The sequence below is a fragment of the Cytobacillus sp. FSL R5-0569 genome (genome assembly GCF_038007265.1).
Classification (GTDB): Bacteria; Bacillota; Bacilli; order Bacillales; family Cytobacillaceae; genus Cytobacillus; species Cytobacillus kochii.
Genome location: NZ_JBBOWW010000001.1, coordinates 1,781,103 through 1,800,413, shown reverse-complemented (window position 1 = coordinate 1,800,413; position 19,311 = coordinate 1,781,103). Strand labels below are relative to the sequence as shown.

17 protein-coding genes are annotated in these 19,311 nt (G+C 36.2%); 5 read left to right on the top strand and 12 right to left on the bottom strand.

What is annotated here, in order from left to right:
* Nucleotides 1–2: 2 nt before the first annotated feature.
* From MKX78_RS09425 to coxB, 3 genes are read right to left on the bottom strand one after another with little or no spacing between them, the layout of a single operon-like run.
* On the bottom strand, nt 3–632 hold the full coding sequence (locus tag MKX78_RS09425) for a cytochrome (ubi)quinol oxidase subunit III (RefSeq protein ID WP_095369652.1): 630 nt from the start codon (nt 630–632) through the stop codon (nt 3–5).
* Nucleotides 632–2,497 carry a cytochrome c oxidase subunit I gene (ctaD, locus tag MKX78_RS09420; RefSeq protein ID WP_095369653.1) on the bottom strand — a complete coding sequence of 622 codons (1,866 nt, stop codon included), beginning with the start codon at nt 2,495–2,497 and terminating at the stop codon, nt 632–634. The genes MKX78_RS09425 and ctaD overlap by 1 nt, the downstream gene beginning before the upstream one ends.
* A 34-nt stretch (nt 2,498–2,531) precedes the next feature.
* On the bottom strand, nt 2,532–3,590 hold the full coding sequence (gene coxB / locus MKX78_RS09415; RefSeq protein WP_095369654.1) for a cytochrome c oxidase subunit II: 1,059 nt from the start codon (nt 3,588–3,590) through the stop codon (nt 2,532–2,534).
* Between the two features lie 1,056 nt (nt 3,591–4,646).
* Between coxB and MKX78_RS09410 the strand changes: the two genes are divergently transcribed.
* Nucleotides 4,647–5,606: a COX15/CtaA family protein gene (locus tag MKX78_RS09410; protein ID WP_095369655.1), complete on the top strand. Its 960-nt coding sequence runs from the start codon at nt 4,647–4,649 to the stop codon at nt 5,604–5,606.
* 64 nt (nt 5,607–5,670) lie between these two features.
* Here the strand turns inward: MKX78_RS09410 and pyc are convergent, their stop codons facing one another.
* The 4 genes from pyc to glsA all read right to left on the bottom strand — a co-directional run bounded on the left by pyc (nt 5,671) and on the right by glsA (nt 12,040).
* Nucleotides 5,671–9,114, bottom strand: a complete 3,444-nt coding sequence (gene pyc, locus MKX78_RS09405) for a pyruvate carboxylase (protein ID WP_307314628.1) — start codon at nt 9,112–9,114, stop codon at nt 5,671–5,673.
* Between the two features lie 19 nt (nt 9,115–9,133).
* The gene (locus MKX78_RS09400) at nt 9,134–10,348 is read right to left on the bottom strand and encodes an FtsW/RodA/SpoVE family cell cycle protein (protein ID WP_095369657.1); all 1,215 of its coding nucleotides are present in this window, start codon (nt 10,346–10,348) and stop codon (nt 9,134–9,136) included.
* 377 nt (nt 10,349–10,725) lie between these two features.
* Entirely contained in the window at nt 10,726–11,007 is a 282-nt protein-coding gene (locus tag MKX78_RS09395; protein ID WP_095369658.1) for a YlaN family protein, read from the bottom strand.
* 94 nt (nt 11,008–11,101) lie between these two features.
* Nucleotides 11,102–12,040, bottom strand: coding sequence for a glutaminase A (gene glsA / locus MKX78_RS09390; protein ID WP_095369659.1), 939 nt, complete (start codon nt 12,038–12,040; stop codon nt 11,102–11,104).
* Between the two features lie 145 nt (nt 12,041–12,185).
* On the opposite strand from glsA, the gene MKX78_RS09385 reads away from it, so the two are divergent.
* Nucleotides 12,186–12,683 (top strand): hypothetical protein, encoded by a 498-nt coding sequence (locus MKX78_RS09385; RefSeq protein ID WP_095369660.1) that lies wholly within the window; start codon nt 12,186–12,188, stop codon nt 12,681–12,683.
* Nucleotides 12,684–12,753: 70 nt separating this feature from the next.
* On the opposite strand, the gene MKX78_RS09380 is transcribed toward MKX78_RS09385, so the two are convergent.
* Nucleotides 12,754–14,100 (bottom strand): PhoH family protein, encoded by a 1,347-nt coding sequence (locus MKX78_RS09380; RefSeq protein ID WP_380043141.1) that lies wholly within the window; start codon nt 14,098–14,100, stop codon nt 12,754–12,756.
* 181 nt (nt 14,101–14,281) lie between these two features.
* Between MKX78_RS09380 and MKX78_RS09375 the strand changes: the two genes are divergently transcribed.
* Complete coding sequence (locus MKX78_RS09375) at nt 14,282–14,884, top strand: YhcN/YlaJ family sporulation lipoprotein (protein WP_095369662.1); 603 nt, start codon at nt 14,282–14,284, stop codon at nt 14,882–14,884.
* An 82-nt stretch (nt 14,885–14,966) separates the two neighbouring features.
* Nucleotides 14,967–15,167: a YlaI family protein gene (locus tag MKX78_RS09370; protein ID WP_095369663.1), complete on the top strand. Its 201-nt coding sequence runs from the start codon at nt 14,967–14,969 to the stop codon at nt 15,165–15,167.
* Nucleotides 15,168–15,209: 42 nt separating this feature from the next.
* On the opposite strand, the gene MKX78_RS09365 is transcribed toward MKX78_RS09370, so the two are convergent.
* The 4 genes from MKX78_RS09365 to typA all read right to left on the bottom strand — a co-directional run bounded on the left by MKX78_RS09365 (nt 15,210) and on the right by typA (nt 18,842).
* Nucleotides 15,210–15,764, bottom strand: a complete 555-nt coding sequence (locus MKX78_RS09365) for a nucleotidyltransferase family protein (RefSeq protein WP_095369664.1) — start codon at nt 15,762–15,764, stop codon at nt 15,210–15,212.
* Nucleotides 15,765–16,303: 539 nt separating this feature from the next.
* A complete protein-coding gene (locus MKX78_RS09360) occupies nt 16,304–16,585 on the bottom strand; it encodes a hypothetical protein (RefSeq protein ID WP_307314810.1) in 282 nt (93 codons plus the stop codon).
* A gap of 28 nt (nt 16,586–16,613) precedes the next feature.
* Nucleotides 16,614–16,928, bottom strand: coding sequence for a YlaH-like family protein (locus tag MKX78_RS09355; protein WP_095369666.1), 315 nt, complete (start codon nt 16,926–16,928; stop codon nt 16,614–16,616).
* A 78-nt stretch (nt 16,929–17,006) separates the two neighbouring features.
* Nucleotides 17,007–18,842, bottom strand: a complete 1,836-nt coding sequence (typA, locus tag MKX78_RS09350) for a translational GTPase TypA (protein ID WP_095369667.1) — start codon at nt 18,840–18,842, stop codon at nt 17,007–17,009.
* A gap of 217 nt (nt 18,843–19,059) precedes the next feature.
* Here typA and MKX78_RS09345 point away from each other — a divergent pair, with 217 nt between their 5' ends.
* The gene (locus tag MKX78_RS09345) at nt 19,060–19,245 is read left to right on the top strand and encodes a YlaF family protein (protein WP_095369668.1); all 186 of its coding nucleotides are present in this window, start codon (nt 19,060–19,062) and stop codon (nt 19,243–19,245) included.
* Nucleotides 19,246–19,311 lie beyond the last annotated feature (66 nt).

Genomic DNA, 19,311 nt, shown 5'->3' with positions numbered 1-19,311 from the left:
AGTTATCCCACCATTCCCATTAAATATACAACCGTAAAGATAAACACCCATACAACATCAATAAAGTGCCAGTATAAACTTGCAACATAAAACTTTGGTGCTGTATAAAGGTCTAATCCACGTTTTGCATTACGTACCATTAATGTAATGATCCATGCAAGACCAAATGCAACGTGACCACCATGGAAGCCTACAAGTGTGTAGAAAGCTGTACCAAATGCTGAACTTGTAAATGTATGATGGTATTCATGTACATAATGGTTGAATTCATAAACTTCTAAACCAAGGAAAGCTAAACCGAGTAATACGGTAATGCCTAACCATAACTGCATTTTTTTGAAGTTGAAATTCTTCATATGGTACATTGCATAAACACTTGTTAGTGAGCTTGTTAATAACAACATTGTCATAACAAACACTAATGGTATTTCAAAAAGGTCTTTTGCTAAATAATGGTCACTGTTTGGTACACGATCCTTTAATGCTAAATAAGTCGCAAATAAAGTCGCAAATAAAACAGTTTCACCACCAAGAAATAGCCAGAAACCTAAAAATTTATTCTTTCCGTCGAGGGTTTGCTTTTCAGGCGCTGCAGGCCATGTTTCATATGTGAATTTTTCATCTGCCTTCATTATGCCTTACCCCCTTTATCATCATCCATTAATTCCTCTTTATGAATATGATATCCGTGGTCATCTTTCACTGATCTAAAGAACATAGAACCAAAGACAACCAACATGCCGATAATAAGTACTGGGATGCCCCATGAATGTTCATTATGGTACATTGCACCAAATGCCGCGATAAACAATCCTACTGAAATAACAAATGGAACAAATGAATTGTTAGGCATATGGATGTCACCTATTGGCTCAGCAGGAGTCATCTCTTTATTACCTTCCATTTTCTCAATCCAGTAAGCATCTAACCCACGTACAAGCGGAAGCTGTTTAAAGTTATAAAACGGTGGTGGTGATGGTATTGCCCATTCAAGTGTACGTCCGTCACCCCATGGATCGCCACCAACTTTTTTATTCTTCGCAATGGTCATAACCACATTAATTAATAATACGATTGTTGCTACCGCCATAAAGAAGGCACCAACAGTACTTACCATGTTTGCCATATCAAATCCTTGACCACTGTTAAACGTAAAAATACGACGCGGCATCCCCATTAAACCTAAGAAATGTTGAATAAAGAAGGTTAAATGGAACCCAATTAAAAATAACCAGAATGTTACTTTACCAAGGGCTTCATTCAACATTGTGCCAAACATCTTCGGCCAATATAGATGTAAACCGCCAAGTAATGCGAAGACAACTCCACCAACGATAACATAATGGAAGTGAGCAACAACAAAGTAACTATCATGGTACTGATAATCCTGTGCAGCTGACGCAAGCATAACACCTGTTACTCCACCCATTGTAAAGGTTGGTATAAACGCAATAGCATACAACATTGGGGTTGTAAATTTAATGCTACCGCCCCACATTGTAAAGAGCCAGTTAAATATTTTAATCCCCGTCGGAACAGCGATTGCCATTGTCGCCACAGAGAAAATGGCATTAGCGATCGGACCTAATCCAGTTGTAAACATATGGTGAGCCCATACCATGAAACCTAAAAACCCGATTAACACAGTAGCGAACACCATTGATGAATAACCAAACAATCTTTTTCTTGAGAAAATCGCAAAGATTTCCGAAAAGATACCAAAAGCTGGTAATACTAAGATATAAACTTCTGGGTGTCCAAAGATCCAGAATAAATGCTCCCAAATAATTGTGTTACCACCCATATCTGGGTTAAAGAAATTTCCTCCAAATAAACGATCAAAAAGCATTAAGAAAAGTGCCACAGTTAATGGAGGGAATGCAAATAGTATTAATGCTGACGTCACAAACGTTGTCCATGTAAATAATGGCATACGCATATAAGTCATTCCTGGTGCACGCATATTAATAATCGTTACAAGGAAGTTAATTCCCCCTATTAATGTACCCGCACCTGAGATTTGTAATCCTAGTACGTAAAAATCTATCCCGTGACCTTCTGACGCAAGTGAAAGGGACGCATAAGAAGTCCAACCAGCATCAGGAGCTCCTCCTAAAAACCATGAAAGGTTTAGAAATACACCACCAAAGAAAAACAACCAGAACCCTAAAGAGTTAAGGAAAGGGAATGCAACATCACGTGCCCCAATTTGTAGTGGCATAACCGCATTCATAAATGCGAATATCAACGGCATCGCTGCCAAGAAAATCATTGTTGTACCGTGCATAGTGAGTATTTCATTGTATACTCCAGCACTTACAAAATCATTGCCTGGTACGGCTAGCTGGATACGGATAAACATTGCCTCTAGTCCACCGACTAGGAAGAAAAATCCACCAGCAATTAGATAAAGGATGGCGATTTTTTTATGGTCAACAGTTGTTAAGTAATCCCATAAAACGGCGCCAACACCTTTTTTCTGAGCATAGGTACTCACAATTTTACCTCCTTCTTAAACGCAAATCGCCTTATCAATCCTCAACTTTAAGGCCCATTAAGTAATCTGTTAATGCATCGATTTCTTCATCTGAAAGGTCACCATACTGACCTGTCATTTTATTTCCAGGCTTAAATTCTTCTGGATCTTTTATCCAAGCTTTCAGATTCTCTTCTGTATGCTCTAAGTATCCAGCTATATGCGTACGGTCACCAAAAGTTGTCAAGTTAGGACCAACAGCATTTGCTCCTGTAGGTGTAACTGCATGACACCCAATACAGCTTTGATTAAAGATTTCTTGCCCTTGTTCTGCAGACGCAGTTTCAGGTTGAGCTGCTTCTTCCATAGAAGCCAAGTCTTCAGCCCAAGCATCAAAATCATCTTTTGAAATAGCTTTTACTTTAAAGTCCATTAATGCATGTGATGGTCCGCAAAGCTCAGCACATTTCCCATAAAAAATATTACCTACTTCATCAGCTTTTTTACTATCAAATTCTAACCAAAACTTATTCGTATTTTCAGTATTGGTATCAAGCTTACCACCAGCAGCTGGAATCCAGAATGAATGTTTCACATCTGTTGATAGTAGATTGAAATATACTTTTTCGTCAGTAGGAACTACTAGCTCCTGGCTAGTTACAATACCTTGATTCGGATATTCGAACTCCCACCAATAAAGATTCGCTTTAACATTTACCACCGTTACATCCGTTTTCCCCTCTTCATTCTTATCTTCCATAGGAGAAACATCAGCTAAGTCAAACGTAGCTGCAACAGTCGGTACAGCTAAAACTAGAAGTAATAAAATTGGTATAACAGTCCAGATAATCTCTAATTTGTGACTTCCTTCAACTTGTTTAGGAATCTTATCGTCTTTACGACGAAACTTAAACAGTACGATAAGGAAAATGACTGTCACGACAATAATGACACCAACCATAATGAATGTACTCAATAGCATAAGGTCATATTGTGTTTGCGCAACTTCACCCGCTGGTTGTAGTGCCGATATAAATGGCTCACCACAGCCGGCTAGAAATAACGTCGTTACAGCTAACATAAATAGCAGACGCCCTTTTGCAAGCCTTTTCATAGCTTATTCATACCCCTCTTTCGTGAAAATTTCTTTGAGTGCTAAAACTTAATATGGATAAATCTCTCAACAAGAGAGAATCTCCCAACAAATGAAAAATGAGCTACCCACCAGTAAAATTAAGTAAAGCCCAACACATACTTCTAATCATATTGTTACAAACTTTGGAAAAGGTATTCCTATCTTAGAAAACAACTTTCTTAAAAAGCTTGTCTTCCTTACTATTATGTTCACTTTTTTAAATATGTAAGTAATCTCATTGTGTTTGCTATGTATTTATGAGTAAACATAATATCCAGATTATTAAAAAAATCTCAGACAGATTTCAAGCTAATTTTACGTTTTCATCCTATTTCCCTTTTAGTATGTGATACTGGAAAGCATTTAATGACAGATTAAAAGTTAAGCACTAACTCCACTATAAAGCAAATTAGTTTACATTACCATATTTGTCATTAAATTCACCAAAGCAGTAAAAATAATTAATTCCAAATCATTTACAATTCCACACAAAACAAGTGTGATGCATTCACTGTATATTAAATCACATTTTTTAGTTATTTTGTGAAATTTTCTAGAATTAATTATGACTAATTTGTGTCAGAAGTTTGTTTTCCATTATATATTCATCACTTTTCTGAGATAATTAAGTTAATAATTTTTTCATTAAATGATAAATTAAGGTAATAACACAACTTATGCTTTTTAGAAATATTTACATGACAACTATATTTCTAGCAGACAAAACTTATGTTTTCAAGGGAAATAAGGATGAATACGGAAGAATTTTTATAAGTATTGTAATATTTTGATGAATCCTGTAGTATCAAAAAAGTGAGTATACATAGACGTATTTTTTTCACATTTACTTCAATCATAACTTATCCGAATAAAATGAAGTAAATAAACATAATGAACACAATTTTTTGGTTATACAATATGACTAATATCAGCATTTAAATGGTATTTATAAGTATAATCACGCGCCGCGTAAACCTATATTCTTATAGCCATAGCGCTCATACATACCTATACATTCAGAAGAAGGTGAAAGATTTGCAACGATCATTAAAATGGTTCGCTGTCCTAACAACAATAGGCATGCTACTCATTCTATTAGGCGGGGCATTAGTTACAAAGACAGATTCGGGAGACGGCTGCGGGGCATCATGGCCATTATGTCACGGTGAATTTATCCCAAGCAATATTTCACCCGAATTAATTATTGAGCTCGCTCATAGACTTGTTTCAGGTTCTGTCGGATTTATGGTTCTAATTTTAGCCATTTGGTCATGGAAAAAGATTGGTCATGTAAGAGAAACTAAATTTCTAGCCATTTCATCTGTCATCTTTCTAGTATTGCAAGCACTCATCGGTGCAGCTGCAGTCATGTGGGGACAATCTGATTTTGTGATGGCACTCCATTTCGGTATTTCATTAATATCATTTGCCGCTGTTCTATTACTTACTTTGTTAATTTTCGAAGTGGATAAGAAGTTCCAAGCAGAAAAACTTGTTCTCGATCAACGAATGAAGCGCCACATTATCGGGGTTACACTCTACAGTTATATCGTTGTTTATACAGGTGCGCTCGTACGACATGTAAATGCTAGTCTCGTTTGTATCGATTGGCCATTCTGTAGGAATGACGCCATCGGTCTTCCCCTAAATATGTATGAATGGATTCAGATGGGACATCGTGCAGCAGCTGGTTTCATATTTATTTGGATTACCTATATCATGATACTGGCACTGAAACATTATAAGCATCAGCCAGTTATTTATATCGGCTGGATTATCTCGTTTATTTTAGTCAGTTTGCAAGTCATCGCTGGTGCACTAGTTGTAATTACCCAATTAAACTTATACATTGCGCTCGCCCATGCATTTTTTATTTCTTGCTTGTTTGGGGTGTTAAGCTACTTTATCCTTCTCACAACACGAAGCAAAGCAAATGAATTGACTCAATCAAAGAAAACGGACAATAAAAAAGACAAAAACGTTCCATTATCATAAATTTTCTTTTGATTAAAGTAAGCAAAAAAACTTTTCCTCTATTTAAGAGGAAAAGTTTTTTTTATTATGATCGCGCTAATTCAATTAAAAGATCACCAGTAGCAATCGATTCACCATCAGCTGCATAAATTTCTTTTACCGTACCTGTAAATGGAGCTTGTACAGTTGTTTCCATTTTCATCGCCTCAGTAATCATCAAGTGGTCACCTTGATTAACGACGTCACCTTTGTTTACTACTGCCTTAATAACTGTTCCAGGCATTGTCGCAGCAATATGTGTTTCATTGTGAGGATCTGCCTTTACTTTCGTTGCAACGGAAGATTTAATACTTTCATCTTTTATCACCACTTCACGAGGTTGTCCATTTAGTTCGAAATAAATCACTCTCGTTCCATCTGCCCGCGCTTGACCAATTGACACTAATTTAACAATAAGCGTTTTTCCTTTTTCAATTTCCACTTCAATTTCTTCACCTAAGTTCATACCGTATAAGAATGTAGGTGTATCAAGAACAGAAACATCACCAAATTGCGTATATGTTTTGTGGTAGTCCATGAACACCTTAGGATAAAGTGCATAGGCAATTGCATCAAAGCTTGTCACTTCTCTACCTAAATCTTTATATAAAATCGCTTTTATTTCATCAAAATCAACATGTTCTAGCAGCTCCCCAGGTCTAACAGTGATGGCTTCTCTATTTTTCAATATCGCCTTTTGTAGATCTTTAGGGAATCCTTGATACGGTTGCCCTAAATAACCTTCAAACAGCTCGACAACAGAATCAGGGAAGTCTAGTGAAGCACCTTTTTGAATGACCGCTTCTTCATCTAATTGATTTTGTACCATGTATAGAGCCATATCTCCTACAACTTTTGATGATGGTGTAACTTTGACAATATCACCAAACATTTGATTGACGCGGGAATACATCCCTTTTACATCATCCCATTTCTCTCCTAGACCAACTGCTTTTGCCTGTTGTTGTAGGTTACTATATTGCCCTCCAGGCATTTCATGTTGATAAATTTCCGTATGAGGTGCTTTCATACCACTTTCAAATTCTTGATAATATTTACGTACATCTTCCCAATAATAAGAAAGCTGTTCTAATGCATCCACACTCATCTCAGGTTGTCTTTCTGACCCTTCTAACGCATAATATAATGTATTTGCACTAGGTTGTGATGTTAATCCAGCCATTGTACTTAAGGCAACATCAACAATATCAACGCCCGCCTCGATTGCTTTTGCATAAGTGAAAATTCCATTGCCACTAGTATCATGCGTATGCAAATGAATAGGAATATCTACAGTTTCTTTCAATTCTGAGATGAGCTCAAAAGCTGATTGCGGCTTCAATAATCCAGCCATATCCTTAATCCCTAAAATATGGGCACCTTGATTCTCGAGTTCTTTTGCCAACTCTTTATAATACGCTAGATCATATTTCTTTCTTGTTTTATCAGAAATATCACCTGTATAACAAATGGCTGCCTCAGCAATTTTGCCTGTCTGTCTAACAGCATCTATTGCTACCTCCATACCTTTTACCCAGTTTAAACTATCGAAAATTCGGAAGACATCGATACCTGCATGTGCTGACTTTTCTACAAACTCTTGAATAACATTGTCCGCATAGTTTTTATAACCAACGGCATTAGATGCTCTTAACAACATTTGTAAGAGAATATTTGGCATCTTCTGACGTAATGTTAATAATCTTTCCCAAGGATCTTCTTTCAAAAAGCGATAAGCCACATCAAAAGTCGCACCGCCCCACATCTCTGAAGAAAACATTTGCGGAAGTAGTTTGGCCGTCGGTTCAGCAATATTTTGTAAATCCTTCGTTCGGACTCTTGTCGCTAGTAAGGATTGATGAGCATCTCTAAACGTCGTATCTGTTAATAGAACATTCTTTTGTTCCTTAATCCATGACACAAGCCCTTCTGCACCACGTTCTTCAAGTACTTGCTTTGTACCAGACTGATACTCATTAGGTAAAATAATTTTAGGCATTCTTGGTTGATCAAATGCTGGCTTCTTCTGCTTTTCGATTCCAGGGAAACCATTAACAGTTACATTACCGATGTATGACAGCATTTTTGTTCCCCGGTCTTTTCTTTTTGGGAAAATAAACAGTTCCGGAGTACGATCAATAAATGATGTATCATATTCACCTGTCAAAAAGTTTTTATGTTTAACAACATTCTCTAAAAACGGAATATTGGTTTTTATCCCTCTGATTCTAAATTCTTGTAAATTTCTAACCATTTTTGATGCAGCTTGTTCAAAGGTAATTGCATGAGTTGAAAGTTTCACCAATAAAGAATCATAATGGGGTGTGATTACTGCACCTTGGTAAGCATTACCTGCATCTTGACGAACACCAAACCCTCCACCACTACGATAAGCCATTAGTCTTCCTGTATCAGGCATAAAATTGTTCAAAGGATCTTCTGTCGTTACACGAGATTGAATCGCATATCCCATTGTTTTGATATCTGCTTGATCAGGTATACCAATTTTTTGACTGTGTAATTCATATCCTTCAGCAACTAAAATTTGTGTTTGAACGATATCAATACCAGTTATCATTTCAGTGATTGTATGTTCAACTTGGACACGAGGATTTACTTCAATGAAATAAAACTCTTCTCCTGAAACAAGGAACTCAACTGTTCCTGCATTAATATAATCGACGTTCTTCATTAATTGTACGGCTGCCTCGCAAATACGTCCTCTTAATTCCTCATCTAACGATACACATGGTGCGACTTCGACAACTTTTTGGTGACGTCTTTGTACAGAACAATCCCGTTCAAACAGGTGAATAATATTGCCATGTTGGTCCCCAATAATTTGCACTTCTATATGTTTCGGATTTTGTACGAATTTCTCGACATACACTTCATCATTTCCGAATGCCGCTTTTGCTTCAGATTTCGCGCGATTATATGCTTCTCTCACTTCCTCGCCACTGTTAACTATCCTCATTCCACGACCGCCACCACCAAGTGAGGCTTTAATAATAATTGGGTAGCCGTAATCTCTTCCGAATTGTTCTACTTCCTCAACAGCTTGCACCGGACCATCAGAACCAGGAATAACTGGAATATTCGCACTTTGAGCTTGTGACCGCGCCTTTACTTTATCTCCAAACATATTCAAATGTTTAGATTCAGGCCCAATAAACTTAATACCTTCTTCTTCGCATCTTCTAGCAAACTGAATATTTTCTGATAAAAAGCCATAACCAGGATGAATCGCATCAACTCCGCTATCTTTTGCGATTTTAAGGATACCCTCGATATCGAGGTAAGCATCAATCGGCTTCTTACCTTCACCAACAAGGTATGCTTCATCTGCTTTGTATCTATGATACGACCCTGAGTCTTCCTTTGAATAGATCGCAACTGTACGGATATTTAATTCCGTACAGGCACGAAAAACGCGAATGGCAATTTCTCCTCGATTGGCGACTAATACCTTACTAATCTTTTGACCCATAATAACACCCCGTATATTTTTATCGTCTATTATATGTAAAACGACCACCCATACTTGCTGTTGTATTTACTGGTTTGTCAGTCGTTACATCTTGTTCTTCTTTATCTTTATATTTCTTTTCATAGTTTACAAACATTGATACATTCACTAAAATGCCCATTGAAACCATAAGTACTAATAAAGATGATCCACCATAGCTTATAAATGGTAAAGGTACCCCAGTTAAAGGAATGACTCCTGATATACCGCCAAGGTTAATAAATGCTTGAATGCCAATCATACTAGAAACACCTATAGCCAATAAACTTCCAAATGCATCTTTACACTTGAGTGCGACAAATATGCCTTTCAGTACGATAAAACCTAAAGCAAAAAGCACAAACATCACACCAAAAACACCCAGTTCTTCAACGATAACAGCCATAATAAAATCTGTATGAGCTTCTGGTAAGTAGCCCATTTTTTGAATACTTTGTCCTAATCCTAAACCACTTAATCCACCATTACCAAGGGCGATAAATGCGTTGGACAATTGATATCCCCCTTCAGCTTCAAACGGATGGAGGAAATCGAATCTTGCTAGCCTAGTATCTGTAAAGATTTTATCTCTTAAAATAAGCATCATTGGAACTAAAAAAATAGCACCAATACCAGCTAACTTTAATAGGTTTTTCATATTCATACCAGAAGATAAAATAATCGCTAGACCAATTAAAAAGATAATTCCTGCCGTTCCATAATCTGGTTCCATCGCAATCAGGCCACAAACGAGAATCAAATAAACAAGCGGTGGTACAACGCCCTTATTAAATTCATTAATATACGATTGTTTCTTTGCATAAACGGCAGACAAATAAACAATAACAATAACCTTTACAAACTCCGATGGTTGAATAGAACGGGTACCTAAATCAATCCAGCTTTGTGCGTTATTAACCGCGTTCCCGATAATCGATACAAGTAACAATCCAAAAAATGAAAAGAAGACGATTGGAATGAGAAACTTGTTACTTTTATATGCTTTATATGGGAATAGAGCAGCAACAATAAACGCAATCGTACCGAGAATTAAATGTGTTCTTTGTTTATCATAAAAGTAGTCACTAGCAACTCCATTATGTTGGACAGCAGTCACCATGCTTGAACTATAGACCATAACCAGTCCAAAAATACATAACAGACCTAATACAACGATCAATGAATAATCATAAGATTTTAGAATTTTTTTAAACATATGCCTCTTCCTTTATTCTCTTAAGTAGTATATTTATTCTACTATAGCATTGATTTTCCTGCCAAAATAAAGATAAAAAGGAATGTAATTAAAACGTAACCCGTTAAATGATTACATCATTGTTCTGTATTATTTCATTTAATGTGACATACTAATTAATATATTTATACATCATAATTATTTATTTGTCTACTATATATGCTTAATTCATAGAATCAATTGTATAGATTAGCATAATATTGGCTATTAATTTTAAAGCAGCATAACATATTATTTCTTCTTGTTTTTTCTCTACTCTTCTCTTCTCTCCCCTTAACCAAGTTCTAATAAATAAAAAAACTCAAGCTAATATCCTTAGCTTGAGTTTTTAATATGTTTTATTTTTTTACCGATGCTTCATGTAGAATGGATAATTCTCTCTCAAGTTTATCAAGAATTTCTTTTCCATCTTTATCAGCAATTAATCCAAGTCTCACAGCAAAATCAATTTCACGAGATAAGCCAAACATCTGCGTATCAAGTACTTCTTCGTATAATGGACATTGAGGCATAGTCAAATTATCCATTTGGACTTTGATTAATTTTAATATTTTTTCAGCATCTGCTTGTAATAGAGCATTAGCTCTTTCTTTATGATCAATAACCATTTCAGAAGCCAACTTTCAATCCCCCCGTTTCCGAGCGATTATCCTATCTATAAATTTTAAACTTAAGTGAAAAAAAAAGCAAGGATAATCAGGGGATATCCGCTGATTAAAAAATACTAAAATGATATTCCTCTGCCATAATCTTCAAAATTTCTGCACCGGCAATACTATTCCCTCTCTCATCTAGGGCAGGAGAGAAAATGCCTATACCTAACTTCCCTGGCACAACTGCCATTATACCACCCGATACACCACTTTTCGCAGGAATTCCCACTTTAATTGCAAACTCACCTGAAGCATTATACATACCACAAGTTACCATGAATGTTTTGCATATTCTTGCAACTTCCTCCTCAATTAATATGTTTCCTGTTTGCGGATCACGACCATTATTGGCAAATACAGCTGCAATTCTTGACAAATCTAAACAATTCATTTCAATCGCGCATTGTTTCGTATAAATATCAATTAACTCATCTACATCTCCATCAATCACTCCATGTTGTTTCATAAAATAACATAATGAACGATTTAAGTCCGTTGTCTTATATTCCGAATCTGCTACCTCTTTATTGTAACCGATGGCTTTACCACCTAATAAGCATTGGACAAAGTGGAGAATACGGCGCCATTTCTCATCGGGAGAATTACCATTTACCATGCTTGTAACCGCCAATGCTCCTGCATTGATCATTGGGTTCAGAGGTTTAGAGTGTGAGCTCGTCTCAAGCTTAATCATTGAATTATAAGGATCCCCAGTTGGTTCCATACCTACTTTTTGAAACACATTTGTGTATCCTTGATCAATTAATGCTAGTGCTAGAACAAGCACTTTTGAAATACTTTGTAATGTGAACTTTTGTTCAATATCTCCAGCTGAAACACAAACATCACTGCCTCGAGTAATATGAAAGACAGCTGCTGAAACATTTGACTGATCAGCAGCCTTCAAAGCCGGGATATAATCTGCTACTTTACCTTTAGCAACAAGCGGTTTTACTCGTTCAATTATTCCTAACAATTCTTGATCAGTCTGACAACCCATAACACCCCTACTCTCCTTCAATATTTCCTTATAGTTTAATACATTTAGTAACATTCCATTCGAGTTGAAATGACATTTGCAGTTAAAAGCGTTATACTTTATAAGGAACATTAGATATTAGTGACACAAGCAGGGGGTATGACAAATGAAGGATATCATCCATATTACAGGCAACGTCAAATATACAATTACACTCGATCCAAGTGTATGGATTTTTGATGATCGAAAAATTGACCTTGATACATATTTTGAGAATCAAGAAGAATTACCGAATGAAAAGGAGGAATATACGAAAGCAGCCTCTAAACATTGGGATCGTGAAATAATGGAAGGTGCAGTTTACCCACCAACACTTAAAACGGAGAAGAAATTTGAAAAAGTTCGTGTCTTAACCGGTACTTTTGGGATTCCCTTCTTGCCTTTTCTTACAAATGCCGAGCCAAATAGTGGATCGAGGACAATAGAAGTACATTGTGAGAATGAAACAGTCAGTATCCCTATGACAGAGGCAGAAAGCCTCATTCTCGCCTTTTCTTTAAAGGGTAAACCTTTGAAAGAAGATGGTCCAGTGCATATTTATTATAAAGATGGAAGCAATCGCCTTCAGCCAATTAAAAACGTACAAGATTTCCATATTATATAAAAAAAAAGACTGAATCGAGAGCAACTATGCTCGTTCAGTCTTTTTTATATAGAGTTATTTAAGAGTTTCCTTATAAGATATCAGCAGCGAGTTGAGCTAGCCCTGACCTTTCCCCTTTAATCAATTTGGAATGGCCGGCAATCTTCTGATCTTTAAACTTTTCTACAACGTAAGTAAGACCATTATTATAGGCATCTAAATATGGATGGTCAATTTGTTCAGGATCCCCCATTAAGACAATCTTACTACCCTCGCCAACTCTTGTTAAAATCGTTTTTACTTCATGCTTTGTTAAATTTTGTGCCTCGTCTATAATAATAAACTGGTCAGGTATACTTCTCCCTCTTATATAAGAAAGAGCCTCAACCTCAATTGAACCCATTCCTGCCAAAATGGCATCTAATTCCCCCGGCTTCTTAACATTAAATAAGTATTCAAGATTATCATGAATCGGTTGCATCCATGGCCGTAATTTCTCTTCTTTTTCTCCTGGCAAGAACCCTAAATCTTTACCAACTGGGACAATTGGTCTAGCGACAAGTAACTTTTTGAAATCTCCTAAATCCTCAGTCTGCATTAGGCCTGCAGCTAGCGCGAGTAACGTCTTTCCAGTTCCTGCTTTACCAATTAAAGTCACAAGAGGCAAGTCCCTGCGTAAAAGCAGTTCTAATGCCATCGTTTGTTGTACATTTCTTGGTTTAATTCCCCAAATATGATCATAATCAAAAATAAGTTTTTTCAACTTCCCTTTCGTTTGATCAACAATGCCAAGTGCAGAAGCTGATGAACCAAGCGCATCTTTTAGAATGACAAATTGATTAGGATAGAATGAATGGTTCCCTACTTTATTTAGTGATAATTCTCCTTGACTGTAAAATTCATTCACCATATCTAAATGGAGATATACTTCAAGAAAACCTGTATATATATGTTCATTTTCAATCACACGATCGCTTAAAAAATCTTCGCTTAGTAAACCAATAGCATCTGCCTTTACTCTTACAAGTGCATCTTTACTCACAAGAATAACTGGTCTACCACCTTCTTTTGTCTCTTCTTCTAATGAGAGGTTCTTAGCGACAGCCAAAATCCGATTATCATTCGTTTTTTCAACAAAAATTTCTTGGAGCTGGTGAAAAGAACGATGGTTTAGTTCAATGCGTAAGCTTCCTCCATTTTCAAGAAGGATTTGCTCATGCAATTTCCCGGACTGCCTCATACTGTCAATCATTCTTGATACTTGCCTTGCATTCCTCCCAATTTCATCCATATACCTTTTTTTCGAATCTACCTCTTCTAACACTACAGCTGGAATAACGACTTCATTATCCTCAAAAGAATAAATGGAATTTGGATCCTGCAATAAGACATTTGTATCTAACACGTATATTTTACTCAACCCGATGCCTCCCGCCATTAGAAATACATTAGTGCATAAATAGTTCATTGCTTGTTAGTTTCAACATTTTCAAATATCAACATGGACAAATCTAACTTTGCTAAAATATATGATTTATCGCATAAAGATAGAAGAACTTTCGCACACTAGTTGTAAACATTTACTTTTATTAAAGTTTAATCTTGATGGAGGTAGTATAATGAAGTACTTTCACGTTCTACTATCATTATTTATCGTACTCAACTTAACGGGGTGTGGTGCACAAAATAACGCACAATCTTCACAAAATGAGAAAGGTACACCTCATACAGTTAATGTAAAAAATAGTACCATATCTGAACAAGAAGTATTGACTGGACAAGAGACTTCTAAGCACTTAGCCACATTAGCTTCTGATAATCGTCGTGTGAACGATGCAACTGCTGTCGTATTAGGTGACTATTGCATCGTAGGTATTGATATTGATGAAGATGTTGAGCGGTCTGAGGTTGGCTCAATAAAATATGCAGTTGCTGAAAGCTTAAAGCATGACCCCTACGGTGCGAACGCTGTAATTATTGCCGATCCTGATTTATATGCCCGACTTAAGGAAGTAAAAGAGGATGTGGAAAATGGTCATCCGATAAAAGGGATTTTAAATGAGTTAGCTGATATTTCTGGTCGAATGATGCCAGAAGTACCTGGTGATATCATTGAACCGAATAAATCAGAGGAAACGGAAGAATCAAAAGAACAGCTTAATGAAACAGAATCAAAAAAATTAAATAAACATCAAGAAGAACAATCGAATTATCATAAGTAATTCACAACAGCATCCTTTCATTTCAAAAACAGCTAGTTTATAATAAGGAAAATGCTTGTTTATTAGAAAAGGATGTATATAAATGAAAGTACAATGCGTTATTTGTGATAAAATTGAATCAATTGATAATGAATCTTATGAAGCAAAACGGTTAAGAAACCGACCTATTCACACATATATGTGTGTTGAATGCAATGACAGAATAACTACGAAGACGAATGAAAGAGCAGCTACAGGCAACTTTAAATTGTATAGAAGTAAGCAAGAAGAAGAAGAATGGTAATTTAAAATCCCTCCGTTAGTGATGAAACGGAGGGATTTCATATTAGTTAACAAAATGCCATCTTTTTTTCCAACCTTTTGAAATAATCCTGCTTTGATATAATTGCATTCTCTTCCTCGAAGCTGCAAAAAAAGGAGTTGGCTTAATACGAAAATGAATAAGGTCTTCTATGCCCCATGGTGCCGTTATGACTAATTGATTTTCGTTATCTAACTTTACGCCAATAGCGGTGGCCGTCTCCGGAAATTTCGCAATAGCGTCCTCTGAGGATTGATAAGGCAGCAGGCCATTAACAGAATGCATTCTAGCTTCATTCTTAACTGACCAAGGAATATGCGGTAGTATTTTATGTAATTTTTCTTCATAGTATTTTTCAATGGTTTCACTCAATTGCTGATCATCATAATAGATTACATCAACATCAGGCAATGGCGTCTTTTCTTGAAAATGATGGAGGGTATCCCATACTTTTGATCGAACAAAACCAGCACAAATCCACCAATCAGGTAAATGAAGTTGTTTAGCGGCTTTTAATATGGCCATCATTTCTTTATCATCTCTAATTAACTGTAAAATATCGCCTTCATTTCGAATCATCTATTTCCTCCCCTAAGCTTTCTCCAATCCCTTCAATAACCCACTCACCACTAAACGCCAAACCATAACAAGTTCCATGAAATTGTCTAGCTCAATCAATGGAAAAATTTCTGAAGCATACTATCAATTCCAAACAAAAGGGACAAACTCGACAATTACCTTTTCGATATAAAATAAAGCTTTCATTCACTAACTTTTGCAGGCGCACTGTTTAGTACCTTTATTTTATCGATAAAGTAGAGAGCTGTACATAAGATATTAATTGTACAAAATGCACTATCATTGTCCAAGGTGGTTTAAGAAATTATCTTCAAAATATGTTCATGAACGAAATACTCTTCAATCCGGTAGAGCCGTTTTGAACAAATAATAATGTACCCTTTTTCCTCACGTCTAATCAAGATTCTAGCCTATCACTCCTATTCTTTCTCAGTTCTGAGGCGATTGAATCTTCGCCCCATCGTCAAATCTTTAAAGGCGCACTATTTTCCTTTGTACTACTACAATATAAAAAAACGTCACAATCGGGTGACGTTTTTTTATATCGTGGGGAAGTTTTTGTATTTTTCAGGTTCTGCTAATATTTGTTTTAACATCACTTCTATTAATTCAATCGGATATTTTGTGGATTTACTATCTTCATTATCCCTATAAGAGACATGATAGAATAGATCAGCTTTTTCATATTGGATTTCGTTAATTCCATGATCATTTTTCAACATTTGTAAAAACATTTCTTCTGTTTCGGTTGCTGCTTCATCCTCTGGTCTGGCATCAGTCACAACTTTAATGGTAAGCCAATTATAAATGGTATCATGCACGTTCAATTAAAATCTCCCCCACTCTTCATTATTCCGCGCTGGCTCTTTGTTGTTTCTTTTCTTGATGAAGACGGATTTTATATATAATTAATATGACAGCAGCAACGACAAGTCCTTCTGCAATTGGTAAAAATACCCCTAAGAAAGTTAGCATTGTACATCCCATAAATAAGAACGCATATATAATTATTGATTTTAGTAAAGGGAGCTTTTTAGCAAATCCTAATTTAAAGACAATAATACAGAGCGCAACAATGGTGAGATACAACAACCACATCCCAAGATCTGAATTCTCATGAACTTTATATAGTGCTGCAAAAAAGGAAAGGCGATCTTCAATCATGCTCCAAATCCTCCTTAGTATGTATTAAGGAAGGAGGCAATATGAATTACCTCCTCTTTTTCGAGTGACTATGTTTGCTTAAGCTTCAGCGTATTTTTTCTTTTTAGCTGCTTTTTCTCGTTCGTTTTTATCTAGAATTTTTTTACGAAGACGAATCGATTCAGGTGTAACTTCACAAAGCTCATCATCATTTAAATATTCTAGTGCTTCTTCAAGCGTCATAATTCTAGGCTTTTTAATTGTTGACGTTTGATCTTTCGTTGCACTACGAACATTCGTTGCATGCTTGACTTTTGTAATATTAACAGCTAGATCATTTTCACGTGTATGTTCACCAACAATCATACCTTCGTAAATCTCTGTGCCTGGCTCTACAAATATTGTACCACGGTCTTCTACCTGCATGATACCATAAGTAGATGCTTTTCCACTCTCCATGGAAACTAGAACCCCTTGTCTTCTTCCACCTACTTGACCTTGCATCATTGGTTGATAGCTGTCAAAAGTATGGTTAATGATTCCGTAACCACGAGTTTGTGTTAAGAATTCGGTTGTATAACCAATTAATCCACGAGCAGGGACATGGAAAATTAATTTCACTTGACCGTTCCCGTTATTAACCATATCTAGCATTTCACCTTTACGCGCACCAATAGATTCCATAATGGCACCAGTATACTCTTCAGGAACATCAATTTGAACGCGTTCAATTGGTTCAGACTTAACGCCATCAATTTCTTTTATAATAACAACTGGCTTAGATACTTGAAGTTCGAAGCCTTCACGACGCATATTTTCAATTAAAATAGATAAGTGAAGCTCTCCTCGACCAGATACAGTCCATGCATCAGGAGAATCCGTTTCTTCAACTCTTAAGCTGACATCTGTTTGTAATTGCGCATGCAAACGTTCTTCGATCTTTCTTGCAGTAATATATTTTCCTTCTTTACCAGCAAATGGACTATTGTTCACTTGGAAGGTCATTTGTAATGTTGGTTCATCGATTCGTAATACAGGAAGAGCGTCTTGGTGATCTACTGGGCAAACTGTCTCCCCGACATTGATATCTTCCATTCCAGAGACAGCAATTAAATCTCCTGCTTTTGCTTCTTGAATTTCAAGGCGTTTCAAGCCAAAGAAACCAAACATTTTTGTTACACGGAATTGTTTAACAGACCCATCAAGCTTCATTAACGCAACTTGTTCGCCTACTTTCATCGTTCCGCGGAATACACGACCAATCCCAATTCGTCCAACATAATCATTGTAATCTAATAGTGCTACTTGGAATTGTAAAGGTTCTTCACTATTATCAATTGGTGTTGGGATATTATTGACGATTTCTTCATATAAGCATTTCATATCTTCATCTTGTTTTTGTGGATCTAGACTAGCTGTTCCATTAATAGCAGAAGCGTAAACAACAGGGAATTCTAATTGCTCTTCCGTTGCATCTAATTCAATAAATAGATCAATAACTTCATCAATGACTTCTTCAGGACGAGCAAAGTCTCTATCGATTTTATTGACAACGACGATTGGTGTTAAGTTTTGCTCTAATGCTTTTTTCAATACAAATCGTGTTTGTGGCATACAACCTTCATAAGCATCGACTACAAGCAATACCCCATCAACCATTTTCATAATACGTTCTACTTCCCCACCAAAGTCAGCGTGCCCTGGTGTGTCAAGTATATTAATACGCGTATCTTGATATTTGATAGCTGTATTCTTAGCAAGGATTGTAATTCCACGCTCTCTCTCGATATCGTTGGAATCCATTGCACGTTCTTCTACATGCTCATTTGTACGGAATGTTCCAGACTGCTTTAATAATTGGTCAACCAAAGTTGTTTTACCATGGTCAACGTGGGCGATAATCGCAATATTACGTATATCATCTCTATGTTTCAACTATGTTTCCTCCTAGCTGATTGTGTAAACCTTCTTACTATGTGAAGATATATAATCAGTTTATTTTCTTTTCATTTTTGACTAAAAATCACTGCCTTCATACTATAACTGATACATTATATCACATATATTGTAGAAAACTAACTTCTTTTTGTGTAAAATAAGTTCTGTGGACGATTATGGTATCCAATGTACAAAATTGGAGGTTAGGATTAAAATGAAAAATATTAAATGGCCATTATTAGCTTGTGCGATTGCTGCGGCTATATGTATAGGCGGAATTGGTATTGCTATCGGAGAAAGAAGTATTCTTGGTTTTCTTCTATGTATCGTAGGTATTGTTGCTGTTATGGGATACGGCTTTACGCTGAAGAAAAAAATGCGAGAAAACGGAGAATTATAAAGGCTAAATCACAACCTCAAGTAAGAAAAATGGTGCCGACTATCCTGAATTGGACAAGCTTGGCAC